The organism is Pararhodospirillum oryzae (genome assembly GCF_007992075.1).
In the GTDB taxonomy this organism is placed as follows: Bacteria; Pseudomonadota; Alphaproteobacteria; order Rhodospirillales; family Rhodospirillaceae; genus Pararhodospirillum; species Pararhodospirillum oryzae.
The window spans coordinates 27,282-42,660 of the sequence record NZ_BJZO01000033.1 but is presented as its reverse complement, the minus strand read 5'-3'; the positions used below and the strand labels follow the sequence as shown (position 1 = coordinate 42,660).

17 protein-coding genes are annotated in these 15,379 nt (G+C 67.1%); all 17 read left to right on the top strand.

Features of this window, described 5'->3' with window-relative positions; all coding sequences use genetic code 11:
• Positions 1–676 precede the first annotated feature (676 nt).
• Positions 677–2,611 carry a methyl-accepting chemotaxis protein gene (locus ROR02_RS07390; protein WP_147163381.1) on the top strand — a complete coding sequence of 645 codons (1,935 nt, stop codon included), beginning with the start codon at positions 677–679 and terminating at the stop codon, positions 2,609–2,611.
• A 30-nt stretch (positions 2,612–2,641) separates the two neighbouring features.
• Positions 2,642–4,291, top strand: coding sequence for a chemotaxis protein CheW (locus ROR02_RS07385; protein ID WP_147163380.1), 1,650 nt, complete (start codon positions 2,642–2,644; stop codon positions 4,289–4,291).
• 16 nt (positions 4,292–4,307) lie between these two features.
• Positions 4,308–5,417 carry a chemotaxis-specific protein-glutamate methyltransferase CheB gene (cheB, locus tag ROR02_RS07380; protein ID WP_147163379.1) on the top strand — a complete coding sequence of 370 codons (1,110 nt, stop codon included), beginning with the start codon at positions 4,308–4,310 and terminating at the stop codon, positions 5,415–5,417.
• Positions 5,398–6,066, top strand: a complete 669-nt coding sequence (locus ROR02_RS07375; RefSeq protein ID WP_147163378.1) for a HEAT repeat domain-containing protein — start codon at positions 5,398–5,400, stop codon at positions 6,064–6,066. Before cheB ends, ROR02_RS07375 begins: the two co-directional genes overlap by 20 nt.
• Positions 6,067–6,069: 3 nt before the next feature.
• Positions 6,070–6,948 carry a CheR family methyltransferase gene (locus ROR02_RS07370; protein ID WP_147163377.1) on the top strand — a complete coding sequence of 293 codons (879 nt, stop codon included), beginning with the start codon at positions 6,070–6,072 and terminating at the stop codon, positions 6,946–6,948.
• Positions 6,945–7,358, top strand: a complete 414-nt coding sequence (locus ROR02_RS07365) for a response regulator (protein ID WP_147163376.1) — start codon at positions 6,945–6,947, stop codon at positions 7,356–7,358. Before ROR02_RS07370 ends, ROR02_RS07365 begins: the two co-directional genes overlap by 4 nt.
• The gene (locus ROR02_RS07360; protein ID WP_147163375.1) at positions 7,355–10,027 is read left to right on the top strand and encodes a chemotaxis protein CheA; all 2,673 of its coding nucleotides are present in this window, start codon (positions 7,355–7,357) and stop codon (positions 10,025–10,027) included. The genes ROR02_RS07365 and ROR02_RS07360 overlap by 4 nt, the downstream gene beginning before the upstream one ends.
• A 1-nt stretch (position 10,028) precedes the next feature.
• Positions 10,029–10,271, top strand: coding sequence for a hypothetical protein (locus ROR02_RS07355; RefSeq protein ID WP_147163374.1), 243 nt, complete (start codon positions 10,029–10,031; stop codon positions 10,269–10,271).
• A complete protein-coding gene (locus ROR02_RS07350; protein ID WP_147163373.1) occupies positions 10,268–11,065 on the top strand; it encodes a ParA family protein in 798 nt (265 codons plus the stop codon). The genes ROR02_RS07355 and ROR02_RS07350 overlap by 4 nt, the downstream gene beginning before the upstream one ends.
• Positions 11,065–11,439, top strand: coding sequence for a response regulator (locus tag ROR02_RS07345; protein WP_147163372.1), 375 nt, complete (start codon positions 11,065–11,067; stop codon positions 11,437–11,439). The genes ROR02_RS07350 and ROR02_RS07345 overlap by 1 nt, the downstream gene beginning before the upstream one ends.
• A 104-nt stretch (positions 11,440–11,543) precedes the next feature.
• Positions 11,544–12,335 (top strand): hypothetical protein, encoded by a 792-nt coding sequence (locus tag ROR02_RS07340; RefSeq protein WP_147163371.1) that lies wholly within the window; start codon positions 11,544–11,546, stop codon positions 12,333–12,335.
• Entirely contained in the window at positions 12,313–12,702 is a 390-nt protein-coding gene (locus tag ROR02_RS07335) for a response regulator (RefSeq protein ID WP_147163370.1), read from the top strand. The genes ROR02_RS07340 and ROR02_RS07335 overlap by 23 nt, the downstream gene beginning before the upstream one ends.
• A gap of 13 nt (positions 12,703–12,715) precedes the next feature.
• Complete coding sequence (locus ROR02_RS07330; RefSeq protein ID WP_147163369.1) at positions 12,716–13,540, top strand: STAS domain-containing protein; 825 nt, start codon at positions 12,716–12,718, stop codon at positions 13,538–13,540.
• Positions 13,541–13,553: 13 nt separating this feature from the next.
• Positions 13,554–13,952 (top strand): STAS domain-containing protein, encoded by a 399-nt coding sequence (locus tag ROR02_RS07325; protein ID WP_147163368.1) that lies wholly within the window; start codon positions 13,554–13,556, stop codon positions 13,950–13,952.
• Positions 13,939–14,364, top strand: coding sequence for an ATP-binding protein (locus ROR02_RS07320; protein WP_147163367.1), 426 nt, complete (start codon positions 13,939–13,941; stop codon positions 14,362–14,364). The genes ROR02_RS07325 and ROR02_RS07320 overlap by 14 nt, the downstream gene beginning before the upstream one ends.
• Entirely contained in the window at positions 14,361–14,789 is a 429-nt protein-coding gene (locus ROR02_RS07315) for an ATP-binding protein (RefSeq protein ID WP_246135447.1), read from the top strand. The genes ROR02_RS07320 and ROR02_RS07315 overlap by 4 nt, the downstream gene beginning before the upstream one ends.
• An 8-nt stretch (positions 14,790–14,797) precedes the next feature.
• Positions 14,798–15,379 (top strand): SpoIIE family protein phosphatase, encoded by a 582-nt coding sequence (locus ROR02_RS07310; RefSeq protein ID WP_170245013.1) that lies wholly within the window; start codon positions 14,798–14,800, stop codon positions 15,377–15,379.

The window sequence follows — 15,379 nt, the reverse complement described above, 5'->3', positions numbered from 1 at the left end:
CTCGGATTACCCTAGGCGCGCCCCGAAGGCTAATCCGCATCCGGGCGCGGTGTTCTGATTTATTGCTTTTACGTTCGATTTATCCGAAAAGTGGTTCCCACCTTTCGAGTCTCGCTCAGGGGGAAGCGGCGCTGGAACCAGGGGGTGCCGGCCCCGACCGGCGGATCCCCCTTGTTTCATGGAGAGGGGTTGTGCATGCATATCCCTTGACATGTATCCCCTGGTGCCAAAAGCAGAGCCCGGACCCACCCCTTTCATGCGCCTGCGGTTTTGTGGCACGGTCGTTTTTCTCCTCCTGGTGTGTTCATCAAGGCGCCTTGCGAAAGCGGGGTTATGTTTGAAAGGCTATGCAGGGGCGCCAAGGCCGGGCCCCGAAGGAGGCCGTGGCCCGTCTTGCAATAATGTGCAAAGCGGAAAAGTACTTAGCCCGATTGAACCGGGGGTGTTCCCTTGACCTGTGGTGGACGACATGGGACACTCTAGAAACAATCTGATTCCGCCTTGGTGTTTTGGGGCAGGGGTGGTCTACATCCAAATCACTCCCATATGAAAGGCCATCCGCCCCTCCGGTGCCCCTCGCGGGATTGGAGCTGCGTTGCCGCGACGCTTCCCCTTCATGCTGGGGGGCGGCGTGAGACGGTCAGTCGTTTTCCTTCATGGGACCAAGGAACGCGCCATGGCACTCGTCAAGAAGACCCAGGTCGGACAAACCGCCTCTTCCCGCATCGGCCCCGATCCCGTGGAAACGGCCCAGGGCGGCAGCCGCCTTCTTGCCGAGGCCCAAAAGCGCAAGGCGCGGACCTACGCGCGCCAGCAAAAGGCGGCCGAACGCATCGCCGCCGCCACCTCGGAACTGGCCAGCGGCATCGCCGAGGCGGGCGCGGCGGCCGAGGAACTGCGCAAGGCCTCGGAACAGATCGCCTCGGGGGCCGAGGAGGCGGCGGGAGCCGCCCAGCAGTCGTTGAAGGCGGTGAGCCACGGCGCGACCCTGATCGCCCGCGCGCGCGAAAACGCCGATGCCTCGCTCACGCGCTCCGAAACCCTGCGCGGGTTGATCAACACCGTGTCCGGGCAGATCTCCAACTCGATCCAGGCCATCGGCCGCGCCGCCGCGCGCCAGAGTGCCTCGGTGGCGATGGTCGAGGAACTGGAACGTCAGGCGGCCGCCATTTCCGAGGTGGTCAAGGCGGTGGCGCGCATCGCCGACCAGACGAACCTTCTGGCGCTCAACGCCGCGATCGAGGCGGCCCGGGCCGGTCAGCATGGCAAGGGTTTCGCGGTGGTCGCCGACGAGGTGCGCACCCTGGCCGAGACCTCGGAAAAAAGCGCCCGCGAGATTCAAGACCTGGTCGGCCAGATCCAGAAGGACGTGAAGGCCATCGCCGAGGGCATCAACCTGTCGGCCGCGACGGCAACGCGCGAGGTTGAAAAGGGCAAGGACATCACGGCCAAGCTGGATCAGATCCTCGCCGATATCGACCAGATCGCCGACGGGGCGCGGGTGATCGCCCAGGCCAACGAACAATCCGACGGCGCGGCCCGCGAGGCCCTGAAGGGCGCGGAGGTGATCGCGGCCGCCGCCGAGGAACAAAGCGCCGCCTGCCAGGAATCGCTCAAGACCATCGATCAGCAGTCCAGCGCCCTCACTCAGTCCGAGCAGGCCGCGCAGAGCCTTTCGGAACTGGCCGACGAACTGAAAAACGCCACCGACATTTCCAAGAGCAGCGAGGAGGTGGCTTCGGCGGCCGAGGAACTGTCGTCGGCGGTCGAGGAAATCAACCGCGCCTCGACCCAGATCCAGCAGGCCCTGGAGCAGATTCAAAAAGGCGCCCAGCAGCAAGGCGCGGCCACTCAGCAGTCCTCGGCGGCCATTGCCCAGATCGAGAAAGGGGCCCAGGCCTCCGTTTCCCGCGCCCAGGAAGCCGTGGAAAAAGGGCAGTTGATCAACGATCTGGTCACCAACAACGTGGCGGCCATGAACGACCTGATTATTGGCGTGCAAAAATCGGTCGAGGCCGGGCGCGAAAGCGGCGAGCAGATCGCGGCCCTGGAACAGATCAGCCGGCGCATTGACAAAATCGTCGATGCCATCACCACGGTTTCAATCCAAACCAACATGCTGGCGGTCAATGGCTCGGTCGAGGCCGCCCGCGCCGGCGAGTTCGGCAAGGGGTTCGCCGTCGTTTCCACCGACATCCGCAACCTTGCGCGCGATTCGGCCGAGAACGCCGATCGCATCAAGGACACGGTGAAGTCCATCCAAGACCAGATCGCGACCGTGCGTCGCGACATGGATGAAATTTCCGCCGCCGCCGCCCTGGAGGTGGAAAAGAACCGGGCCATCGCGGCCGACCTGGCCACCGTGGCCCGCGACATGGTCACCGTGTTGCAAAACAGCAAGGACATCCAAGACAGCGCCGGCCAGATCGTGCGCGTGGTCAAGGAAGTGCAAACCGGCGTGGAGCAGATCGCCGCCGCCGCCCAGCAGACCACCCGCGCCACCACCGAGGCCTCCCTGGCCGCCCGCGAGCAGAGCAAGGGCGCCGAGGAACTGGCCGCCGCCATCGAGGAAATTGCCTCCCTGGCCGACGAGTTGCAGGCAAACGCTTAACGATCCCCTCGACGGGCAAGGAGGACGGCAATGTCCGATCACCCGCAAGAACGCCCGCCCGAGCCTTCGATCGAGGCGGTTCCCGTGCCGGGTGTTCCCCAACCGGCGGGCCCGCTTCCGCCGGAGGGCGCGCGTGTTGGCGTGGGGGCTTCCGGAACGAAGGAAGAAAGCGACGAAATCCGGCAGTTCGTGATCTTCCACGTGGCCGACGAAATGGTGGCCGTGCCCCTGTCCGAGGTCCAGGAGATCATTCGCCTGCCCGACATGGTGTGTCTGCCGCTCAGCCCCGCCGCCCTGGAAGGGCTGGCCAACTTGCGCGGCTCGGTGTTGCCGGTCATCCGGCTGCGCCGGGTGTTCGGCCTGGGGGACGTCGATCACGACGACGCCACCCGCGTCGTGGTCCTCGATCAGGGCCGGCCGGTGGGCCTGGTGGTGGACAAGGTGGCCAACGTGGTCAGCGTCGAGGCCAGCCGCATCGAACCCGCCCGCGCCCTGGGCCAGTCGATCGACACCGACCTGTTGACCGGGATCATCAAGGGCCGGGACGGTCAGTCCATGGTGATGATCTTCGACGGGGGCAAGGTCGTTCGTCACGCCCTGGCCGGAGCCGGCGGTGGCGGCGGGCACGGCTTTGGCGCGTCGGTTTCCGGCCTGCACACCGATGGCACCGAGTCCCATCGGCAGGACGATGGCAACGACGACGAAAGCCAGCTGGTCAGTTTCGTGGTCGCCGGCCAGGAGTACGCCTTGCCGATTGAACGGGTGCAGGAAATCGTTCAGTTCCCGCCCGCGATCGCCGAGGTGCCCAACACGCCTTCGCATGTTCTGGGGGTCATGACCCTGCGCAATCGCCTGCTGCCCCTGGTCAGCCTGCGCGATCTCTTCGGCCTGCCCGCCCAGGCCTTCAGCGAGGCGACCAAGATTGTGGTGGTGTCGCAAGGCACCAGCCGGGGCGGCGCCGTGGGCCTGGTGACCGACGCGGTCAAGGAAGTGCTGCGGGTGGGGCGCTCGGTCATCGATCCCATGCCTCCCTTGCTCGCCCAGCGCGGCTCCTTGAGCGAAATCGATGCCATCTGTCGCTTGAGCCAGGGGCAGCGCCTGGTTTCGATCCTGTCGGCTACCCGCCTGTTCGACGGGCGCGACATCCCCGATCCTTCCGCGGACCTTGCCCAGGAGGGCCAGCCCATGATCGACGACAAGGGGAGCGACCGCCTCGGGGCCGACGACGACGAGGAACAGGTGGTCGTGTTTCGCCTGATGAACGAGGAATACGGCGTGCCCATCGGGTCGGTGCAGGAAATCGTGCGGGTGCCCGAGGAACTGACCCGGGTCCCCAAGACTCCCGACTTCATCGAAGGGGTGGTCAACCTGCGCGGCGTGGTGTTGCCCGTGGTCGATCAGCGCCGGCGCTTTGGCCTGCCGCCCATGCCCCGCAACGATCGCCAGCGGATCATGGTCTACACCATCCGGGGCGTGCGAACCGGGTTCATTGTCGATGCGGTGTCCGAGGTCATGCGCCTGCCGGCCGCGTTCATTGGCCCGGCCCCGGCGTTGTCCGATGAACAGCAGCGCCTGATCCGCCGCGTGGCCAACATCGACCACCAGCGCCGCATGATCTTGCTTTTGGACGTGGACCAGTTGCTGGACGTGCGCGAACTCGCCGCCGTGGGCGACGTGTAAGCGGGGGGCGGCCGTCATGACCCGTGTGCTGATCGTCGATGATTCGGCCCTGATGCGCCGTCACCTGAAAGCGGTTCTGGAGGCCGCCGGAACGTTCGAGGTGGTGGCGGCCCGCAATGGCCGCGAGGCCCTGGCCCTGGCCGAGGAAATCAATCCCGACGTGATTACCCTCGACGTCAACATGCCCGAGATGGATGGCCTCACCTGTCTGGCGAATCTGATGGCCACCCATCCCCGCCCGGTGGTGATGGTTTCGTCGCTGACCGAGAAAGGGGCCGAAGTGACCTTCGAGGCCCTGGCCCTGGGCGCCGTGGATTTCATCCACAAGCCCGAGGGCACCATCTCGATCAACGTCGGGCGCATCGAGGAAGAGATCGTCGCCAAGGTGGCCGCCGCCGCCCAGGCCCGGGTGCGTCGCGCCACCGGCCTCGCGGGGCGGGTGCGGGCCCAGCGCGCGGTGGGCGCCGCGCGCGTCACCCCGGCCGCGCCTCCCTCCTTGCCGACCCTGGCGGCGCATGCGCAAGGCGTGGTGCTGGTGGGGGTATCGACCGGCGGCCCCGGGACCTTGGAGGACATCCTCCCCGGCCTGGGGAGGGGGTTCCCCTGGCCGGTGGTCGTCGCCCAGCACATGCCGGGGAGTTTCACGAGTGTTTTCGCCCGGCGCCTGGATGGGCTTTGCCCCTTGAACGTGGTCGAGGCCGCCGGTCTCATGCCTTTGGAGGCCGGCAGCGTGTACATCGCCAAGGGCGATGCCGACGTGGTGATCAGCGCGCGGGCCGGGCGGCTGGTGGTGCAGCCGGTTCCGGCCAGTGCCTCGCACCTGTGGCACCCCAGCGTGACCCGGCTGGTGGAAAGTGCCCTGCACGTCGTGGCCCCCGAAAACCTGATCGGGGTGTTGCTCACGGGCATGGGCAACGATGGCGCGGCGGCCATGACCGAACTGCGCCGCCGGGGCGGGCGGACCGTCGCCCAGGACGAAGCCAGCTGCGTCATCTACGGCATGCCGGGCGATCTCGTGCAGCGCGGCGGAGCCAGTGTCATCCTGCCGGCCGGACGCATCGCCGCGCAGTTGACCGACTGGCTCGCGATCGGGAAGGAAACGCGCCATGGCTCTCGTCAAGGCTAATCCCCCCGGGATCCCCGCCGTGGGCGACGGGAAGCCCACCCCCGACGGGCCGGCGTCTGGTCTGCCCCCCCTGATCGAGACCGGGCCGTCGGTGGAGGATCTGCTCGCGGCCCTGGACGCCGAGGAGTCGACAACGCGCCGGTCGGCGGCGCGGGCGCTGGCCACCCATCCGGAAGCGGCGATGGCCTTGTGTGACCGTGTGGAGATCGAACGAAGCCCCAGCGTGCGCGTGGTGCTTTTCACCACCTTGATCCGCCTGCAATCTCCGGAAATCGCGGCCCGCCTTGCCGGCTTGCTGCGCAGCGAGGACGTGGCGTTGCGCAACGGGGCCATCGAGGCCTTGCAGGAAATGCCCGCCGCCGTGGCGCCTTCCTTGCGCGCGCTGCTGGCCGATCCCGACAGCGACGTGCGCTTGTTCGCGGTCAACATCCTGGGGGCCTTGTGTCACGAGAGCGCGCCCGAATGGCTGGTCGAGGTGATTGCCTCCGAGCCCCATGTCAACGTGTGCGCCGCCGCCGTCGATGCCCTGGCCGAGGTGGGCCGTCCCGAGGCGGTGCCGGCGTTGCAGGCCTTGCGGGCGCGTTTCCCCGACGAGCCGTTCATGACCTTTGCCATCGACACCGCCGTGCGGCGCATCGAGGGACGCTAGGCCATGGTTGATCCCGCCCGATCCGTGCAACCGCCCCCGCCTCCGCCGCTGACCGACGAGGAATACGCGAAGTTCTGCGAATTCTTTTATCGGAAAACCGGGATTCAGTTCCAGGATAACAAAAAATACTATGTGGAACGGCGCCTGGTCGAGCGCATGACCAAGACGGGATCAAGCTGTTTTCGTGATTATTTCACCATGGTGCGTTTCCAGGTTTCGGGCGAGGAGCTGCAAAGCCTGGTCAATACCATGACCGTGAACGAGACCTACTTTTTTCGCGAGGATTACCAGTTCGTTGCCCTGGTCGAAGGCATGTTGCCCGAGCTGGTGCGGGGGCGCTCGCCCCGGCAGCCCTTGCGCTTGTGGTCGGTGCCGTGCTCGTCGGGCGAGGAGCCCTATTCCATTGCCCTGTCGATCCTGGAACGCTGGGACCAGGCCGATCACTGGGACATTGAAATTCACGCCTCCGACATTGACAGCCGCATCCTGGCCGAAGCCCAGGCGGGCGTTTTCGGTGCCCGTTCCTTGAGTCGGGTGCCCCGTCAATACCTGGAAAAATATTTTGTCTCGCTCGGGGATGGATCATACCGGATCTGCGATGATCTTCGCCAGTCGATCGATTTTTCATTGGTTAACATTGTCGATCCTGTGCAGGCGAAGCGTTTCCGTGACGTGGATGTTATTTTCTGTCGCAATCTTCTTATTTATTTTGATGACGTCGGGCGCCGTGAAACCGTGGAAACTCTTTACGAGATCCTGGTGCCTGGTGGGTACGTTTGTCTTGGCCATTCCGAAAGCATGAGTCGCATGACCTCGCTTTTCGTGCCCCGCAAGTTTGGCGACACCATTGTCTACCAAAAGCCGCAGGAAAAAGCGCCATGACCGAAGCCCCCCCCCGCGAGGCGTCCGCCGCCCGACCGGCCCGCCGGGTCCTGGTCATCGACGATGGCATCACCATGCGCCTGTTCTACCGGTCGGTTCTGGAAGCCGCCGGCTTCCACGTCGAGGAAGCCACCAACGGGGTTGAAGGGTACGAAAAGGCCCTGGCCGATCCGTTCGACCTGCTGATTGTCGACATCAACATGCCCAAGATGGACGGCTTCACCATGCTGCGGGCCATTCGCCGCGACCGCGCCGTCCTGGGCGTGCCCGCCGTCACCATCAGCACCGAGGCCGATCCCGCCGACGCCCGGCGCGCCCTTGAAGCCGGCGCCAATTACTACCTGGTCAAGCCGGTGGCCCCCGATCTCCTGACCGAGGTCGCCCGCCTGATGACGGGAGGCCCGGCATGACAACCCCCCTGCTCCTGCGCTTCGTGGAGGAAGCCCGCGATCTTCTGCAACTGGCCGCGAGCGGTCTCCTGACCCTGGAACGCGCCCCCGACAACGCTCCCACCCTGAACGAGGTGTTTCGCGCTGTTCATACCCTGAAGGGCTCGGCGGGGTTGTTCGACATCCCGGCTTTCTTGCACCTGGTCCACGCCGGCGAGGACGTGCTGAGCGCGGTACGCGACGGGTCCGTTGTCCTGACCTCGGATCTGGTCGATCTGCTTTTGGATGCGCTGGACCGGGTGGGCGCCTGGGTCGATGCCCTGGCCGAAACCGGAACCCTGCCCGCCGACGCCGATGGCCTGTCGCGCGATCTTACCCTTCGCCTGCGCGCCGTCCTGCCCGAGCCCGATCCCCAGGAAGCGGCCAATGCCGCCACGGCCGCCCCGGCGGCGGTTGCCCTGGATCTGGACTGGGTCCTGGCCCTGCCCGAGGCCGAACGCCTGGCCGCCTTTCACCAGGCCCGGCGGGGCCAGACCGTGCTGGCCCTGGAGTATCGCCCGGCCGGGGACTGCTTTTATAGCGGCGAGGATCCCTTGGCCCTGTTTCGCCAGGTGCCCGACCTGCTGGCCCTGACCCTGGCTCCGGCCGAGCCCTGGGCTCCCCTGGACAGCCTGGATCCCTACGCCTGCGTGCTGGTGTTCCGGGCCCTGACCGGGGCGCCCCGCCTGGATATTGAAACGCTGTTTCGCTACGTCATCGAACAGGTGGCCCTGGCCCCGGTTCCTCCCGAAGCCTTGCTGGCGGTGACCGGCGAGCCCGGCATGGGTCCGATGATCGAGGATTACCTTGTCCAGGCCCGCGATCAGGCAAGCACCGGGGCCTGGGACGATCTGCGCGCGACCACCCGCCTGGCCCTGGACCTGACCGGGGAAACCTTGCAAGCCGGCGCGGCCCTGCGCGCCCTGCTCGCCCTTCTCGACGATCCCGCCCCCGATCCTGGGTGGATCCAGGCCGTGCTCGACTGCCTGGCCACGGGTCAGCCCCTGGCCGGGCCGGACTCCGGGGGGCGCGGGCCGGAAAAGGACACCCCCGACGCCTCCCCCGACCTGGTTTCCCGAGGCGCCCCCGGCGGGCTGTCGCCGACCGCGCGCGCCTTGCTGGAAAGTCAGCGCCGCTTGCTGGAGCCGGGCGAACGCGCCACCTTGCAAGGGCGCCTGGTCGCGGTGGGGCGCACGGTTGCCAACGTCTTGGAGGCCTGCGGCCAGGATGGCGCGGCGTGGCGCGAGGCGGTGGCCGTGGACGGAGGACGGCCGGAGACCCTGGCGCGCCTTTTGGAAACCCTGCTGGAGACGGACCAGGGCGCGGGATCTTCCGATGGCCGGGGGGGCGGGGCTTCCTCCGGTCCGGTTTCCAGCGATCCGGCCTTCCCGGGGCCGGCCGCGGCCGGTGGAGGGGGAATGGCGGGGGGTGCCCCGGCCGGGGGTGTCGTCAGCGAGACCCATCCCGGCGCGCCCCGGATCTTGAAGGTGGACCAGGGCCGCGTCGACGCCCTGATGGCCCTGATCGGGGAACTGGTGGTTTCCAAGAACAGCCTGCCGTTCCTGGCCCGGCGGGCGGAAACGGTGTTCGGCTCGCGCGAGATGGCGCGCGAGATCAAGGACCTGTACGCGGTCGTCGATCGCCTGGCCCAGGAGATGCAATCGGCGATCATGGCCGTGCGCATGCTGCCGGTTTCCGAGGTGTTCGAGCGCTTCCCCCGCCTGGTGCGCGACGTGGCGCGGCGCCTGGGCAAGCAGGCCGACCTGGTGATCGAGGGCGAGGAGACCGCCGCCGACAAGAACATCATCGAGATTCTGGGCGATCCCTTGCTGCATATCCTGCGCAACGCCCTCGATCACGGCGTGGAACTCCCGGCCGAGCGCGTGGCCGCCGGCAAGCCGGCCCTCGCCCGCCTGCTGGTGCGCGCCTTCCAGGAAAGCGATCAGGTGGTGATCGAGATTACCGACGACGGGCGAGGCATCGACCCCGACCGCATCCGGGAAGCGGCGATCGCCAAGGGCGTGATCTCGGCCGAGCGCGCCGCGCGCCTGAGCCCGCAAGAGTCGATCAATCTTGTGTTCCTGCCGGGCTTTTCCACCGCCAGCGCCGTTTCTGATCTGTCGGGGCGCGGCGTGGGCATGGACGTGGTGGTGACGACCATCGAGAAGGCTGGCGGTTCGGTGGTCCTGTCATCGGTCGCGGGGCAGGGGACCACCGTGCGCCTGTCCTTGCCGCTCAGCATGGCCGTGACCCGGGTCATGATGGTCGAGGCCGGCGGCGGACAGCTGTTCGGCATTCCCATGGACCACATCGCCGAAACCGTGCGCATTCCGCGCACCGCGATCCGGCGCATCAAGCATTCTGAAGCCTTCGTCTTGCGCAGTGCCCTGGTCCCCTTGCTCCACCTCGATGCCCTGCTGGGGATCGAGCCCCAGGCGTGGTTCGGCGACGAAACCGAGGAAGAGGCGGTTCTGGTCGTGCGCCTGGGCCAGAACCTGATCGGGCTGGTCGTCGATCATTTCCGCGAGGGCATGGACATCATCCTGAAACCCTTTGATGGCGTGCTCGCTGGCCTGCACGGCTATGCCGGGACCGCCTTGCTGGGGGACGGGCGCGTTTTGCTGGTGCTGAACCTCAAGGAGTTGCTGTGACATGCCCGTGCGTCCCACCGAAACCCTGATTCACGTCGAGGGGGGGTGCGGTCCCGAGGATGCCTTGCCCTTGCTGGAGGCTCTTCAGGCCCTCCCGCCCCGCCCGGTTGCCCTGGCCGAGTGCGTCCACCTGCACACCGCCGTGCTTCAGGTTCTGATGGCGGTCCGTCCCGCCGTGGAGACCCTGCCCGCCGAACCCTTTCTGGCGCGCTGGGTCGTGCCTGTGTTGAAAGACGAACGATGACGGGCGAGCCCGTCATCCTTTCCGTGTCCAATCGCAAGGGGGGCAGCGGAAAATCCACCACCGTGGTCAACCTGGGCGCCGAGTGGGCCGCCCGGGGGCGTCGGGTGCTGGTGATCGATCTGGATACCCAGGGGCACGCCGGCCTGGGGCTGGGGGTGCGCGCCGCCCGGGGCGAGCCCACCGCCCACGATGTGCTGCGCGACGACGCCTTCGATCTGGCCGGCGCCATCCGGCCGACCGCGTGGGAGGGGCTGGCGTGCGTGCCGGCCGATCCCCTGTTCGAGGGGGGCGATCCCGGCGACCCCACCCGTCTGGCCCGGGCCCTGGGGCGCTTGGAATCGCGCGCCTCCTACGATGTCATCGTGCTGGACACGCCGCCGTCGCTCGATAGTGCGTTGATCAACGCGCTCGCGGCGGCGCACGGTGTCCTGGTGCCGCTGCTGCCCCACGCTCTTTCCGCCGACGGCGCCTTGCAGATCGTCCGGCTTATTTTCCGCGTGGCCGCCCAAACCAACCCATCCTTGCGTCTTGCCGCCTTGCTTCCGATTACCGTAGACCTACGTATTACGCACCATCGGGCGATCCTGGAGGACGTCCGACGACAGTTCGGCGCCGGGCGCGTGCTAAGGGGGATTCGCAAGGATATCGCCCTGGCCGAGGCGTTCGCCGTTGGCACGCCGGCCCGCTGGCATGCCCCACGGTCGCGTGGGGTGATGGATTATTTCCTTTTGGCCGATGAACTTCCGCACGTGTGGCGTCCGGTCGCGGCGTCCGTTTCTCAAGGGGCTTCCTGATGAGTAGTACCATCTTGCTGGTCGATGATTCCGCCACGATCCTGATGAGCATGGAAACCATCCTGCACCGGGCCGGTTTCGCGATCGCCAAGGCGCTTTCGGGCGAGGACGCGATCGCGCAAATGGAAAAGGGCTTGCGACCAGGCCTGATCATCACCGACGTTCACATGCCGGGAATGAACGGGATCGACCTGATCCGCAAGGCACGCAGCCTGCCCGGCACCCAGTTCACGCCGATCCTGGTCGTCACCACCGAATCCCAGCAGTCCAAGCGCGAGGAGGCTCGCGCCGCCAAGGCCACCGGCTGGCTGGTCAAGCCGGTGCAGCCCGACGACCTGCTGCGCGTGGTCCGGCAGATTCTTCCCAACGGGTGAAGGCCACCGGCCCCGGATCCGGGGCCGGCGCGCCCCTGTTTCGGTGTTTGTTCGCGTTTCCAGCTCCCCCAGGGGGAACCAGAAATGCCTTGGGGAATGGGATCATGAACGCAGGAGAAGGCAGGGGCGGTTGGTGGGGGTGGAAAGGCTTCTGGGCTGTCCTGGGCGCGGGGGGCGTGGTGGCCTGGGCCGTCGCGGTCCTGCCCGCCGTGGCTCCGGTCCTGGCGGGCCTCGCCGTTGTCTGCGCGCTGGCCCTGGGCCACGCGGCGGGGCAGCGCGAGGCGCGGGGGCTGGCGCGGCGGGTGGGATTTCGGGTCGCCGATGAGCTGGCCCAGTACCGGGCCTTCACCCGGTTGCTGCGCGATCAGAACCAGCGCATCGCCCACCAGACCGAGGACGCCACCTTGGTCTTGCTGGAGGGGCTGCGCGACATCGACCAGTGGGTGCAAGATCTGCGCAGCCACCTGGAGAGCGGCGGCGATCCCGTCCTTCTGGCGCGGACCCTGGAGCCTCTCACGCCCCGGCTGATGGCCTTGCTGGGCACGCTGCAGTTCCAGGACATCACCCGCCAGCAGCTGGAATTCCTGACCCGCCTTTCGGTGCTGATCGACAGCCACATCGACGACCTGTCGCGGCTGCTGGGGGACCGGCGCACCCAGGACCGCCTGGAGCGCTTCCAGGATCTTTTCGCGCGCGCCCTGGACGATACGGTGATGGTGTCGCAGCGCCTGGATTACCTCGCGGCGACCGGCGGCGGCGCGGCCGACGCCGATGCGCCTCCCCTTGAACTGTTTGGCCCGCAAGGCGCCTCCGTCGAGCTTTTTGGCCCGGAAGGTGCTTCGGTGGAGCTGTCTGGCTCGGAAGGAGCCCCCCATGAACATCCTTGTCGTGGATGATGTCGAGGTCGTGCGTCTGGTGATCGGCAAGATCCTGAAAAAGGCGGGGCATGTCACCTTCATGGCGGATGGGGCCGACCAGGCCCTGAAAATCGCCCAGTCGACTCCGATCGATGTCCTGGTAACCGATATCTGGATGCCTGAAACCGACGGTTTTGCCTTGCTGCGGGCGTTTCGCACGCGGTTTCCCCGGGTCGGGCGCATCGCGGTGAGTGGCGGATCCCCCGTCAGTTCCCTGGACGATTCCCTGGCCACCGCGCGCGAGGCCGGGGCGGCGGTCGTGATCATGAAACCCGTCGATCGCGACGAACTGCTGGAGGCCCTGGAGCAAGCCGCGCCGAAAAATCCCGCCCTGGGCCCGTCATGAGGGAGTCTTTCCCATGCCCATTCCTGTCTTGAATACCTTGTCCGAGCGGCTGCGCACCCACCGCGCCACCATCCTGGTCAGCTGGGTGTCTCATTTGCAGCATTCCGAGGATGGAGCGTTCGGTGCCGAGAGCGCGACCGTGCCGCTGCTCGACGCCTTGATCAACGCCTTGCCCCAGGCACAGGCGTCGTCGATCCGGGATCCGGCCTTTTCGCCCCTGGTGGTGCACATGGCGGCCCTGAGCACGGCCCGGGCTCGCGATGGCTACTCGCCGGCGGCCACCGCGCGTCTGGTCACGGCCTTGCGCGGCGCCGCCAGCGGGGTTCTGACCGACGAGCCGGAACTTGTGAACGTGCTGGCCGACCTGATCGACGAGCTGAGCATCCTGACGTTCGAAACCCATCTTCAGGCACGCGAAACCGTGATCGCCCGCCAGAGCGACGCCATCTTGGAGATTTCCACCCCGGCGCTGCTGATCTGGGAGGATGTGGTGCTGATGCCCCTGGTCGGCGTGATCGACACCGGGCGCGCCCAGCACATCATGGAACAACTGCTCACCGCCATCGCCCGCGAGGAAGCGCGTTTCGCCATTCTGGACGTGACCGGAGTGCCCGTCATCGACACCCGCGTGGCCTTGCACCTGACCAAGGTGGTGGCGGCCGCGCGCATGCTGGGCGCCGAGATCATCGTGACGGGCTTCAGCCCCGACGCGGCCCAGACGCTGGTCAAGCTGGACGTCGATCTGTCGGGGATGCGAACCCGCGGATCGTTGCGTGCCGGCATCGCGGAGGCCCTGCGGCTCCTGGACCGGCGGGTGACGTCCCTTTCCCCGGGCTGATGGAGGCCAAGTGATGCGGATTCCCATTTTGCGCCTGGGCAACGTGCTGCTCACCTCGATCCAGGCCGATATTCCCGATGATCTTGTCCAGGATCTGCAATCGTCCCTGCTCGGCCAGCTGGAGCGAACAGGGGCGATCGGGGTGGTCCTGGATATCACCTCGCTCGATGTCATCGATTCGTACATGGCGCGGGTTCTTTCCGAAACCGCCGCCATGGCCCGCCTGATGGGCAGCGAGGTGGTCATTACCGGCATGAATCCGATGGTGGCCGTGACCCTGATCGAAATGGGCCGGTCCCTTGAGCAGATCACCACCGCCTTGACCCTGGAACAAGGTGTTGAAAAACTGAAGGCGCGTTTGAACGAGACGGGCAGTTCCTCCGCCGGGGACGGCGCGCATGACCGATCGTGATCAGGCGCCTCCGGCGTCGGGTATTGAATTGCGACGGTCGGAAGATATCGTTCTGGCCCGCCAGACCGGCCGGGACTGGGCGTGTCGCCTGGGCTTTCGCATGGTCGATCAGATCCGCCTCGCCACCGCCATTTCCGAAATCGCGCGCAATGCCGTGCGTTATGGGGGAGGGGGACAGTGCGAGATCACCACCACGACCACGCCCTTGTTTTGCGAGATCAGCATCGTCATTACCGACCACGGTCCCGGGATCCCCGATGTCGAGCAGGCCATGACGCCGGGCTTCAGCACTGGCAACAGCCTGGGCATGGGCCTGTCGGGGGCGCGCCGGCTGGTGGATCGCATGACCCTTGTCTCCCGGCCGGGACTGACCACCGTGACCTTGGTCATGCGCCGGAGCGTGCACCCGTGACCGTCCTTCGGACCCCTCCGCTCCCGGCCGTTCCCGTGGCGGTGCGGGTGCAAGATGATTACGACGTCGCCCTGGCCCGGCGCCTTGCCGCCGGCCTTGCCCAGGCCCTGGGGTTCTCCCGGACCAAGATCTATCGCCTGGCCACCGCCGTGAGTGAACTGGGCACCAATCTGGTGATGCATGCCCAGGGGGGAGGCACCCTTCACGTCGATCATCACGAGGATGGGGCGCGTTCCGTGATCACGGTGATCGCCGAGGACGAGGGGCCCGGCATCGTCGATCTGGGCCTGGCGCTGCGCGATGGCTATTCGACGGCCGGCGGGCTGGGGGGAGGACTGCCAGGGTGCCGCCGGCTGATGGACGAGTTCGAGATTGCTTCCGAGATCGGGAAAGGCACCCGCGTGGTGACACGGCTATGGCGATAGACTGCGCAATGGCTCGGGTATCCCTGTCGCCATCGGAACCGTGTGGCGACAACGCGGGATTCTGGGAAACGCCCAGGGGCGACCTTGTCGTCGTCGCCGATGGCCTGGGGCACGGGCACGACGCGGCGGTGGCGGCCAACGCGGCCCTGGCCCATGTCGAGGCCCATGCCACCGACGACCTGGCCGAGCTGTTCCAGGGGATGGGAACCGCCCTTGCCCCCACCCGGGGGGCGGCGGTGGCGGTGGCGCGCGTGGACGAAGCCGCCGGCACCGTGACCTATGCCGCGCTGGGCAACATCCGGGCCGCCATTTTCGGCTGGCAGACCCGGCGCCTGGATGGCCGGGCTGGCATCGTGGGGGTGTCGCACTCGCCCCCCGACACGCTCACGCTTCCGATTCGTCCGGGAGAGCATCTTGTGTTGTGGACGGATGGCCTGGACGAGGGCCTTGGTCTTCCCGTGCTGCCCCGGGCGGGCGGAGGCGTGCCGGTGTCCACCCTGGCCGAGAGCCTGCTGGCCGAACACGCCAAGGGAAGCGACGACGCATGCGTGCTCGTGGCCCGTTTCACCATGACCCGAACCGACAGGTGA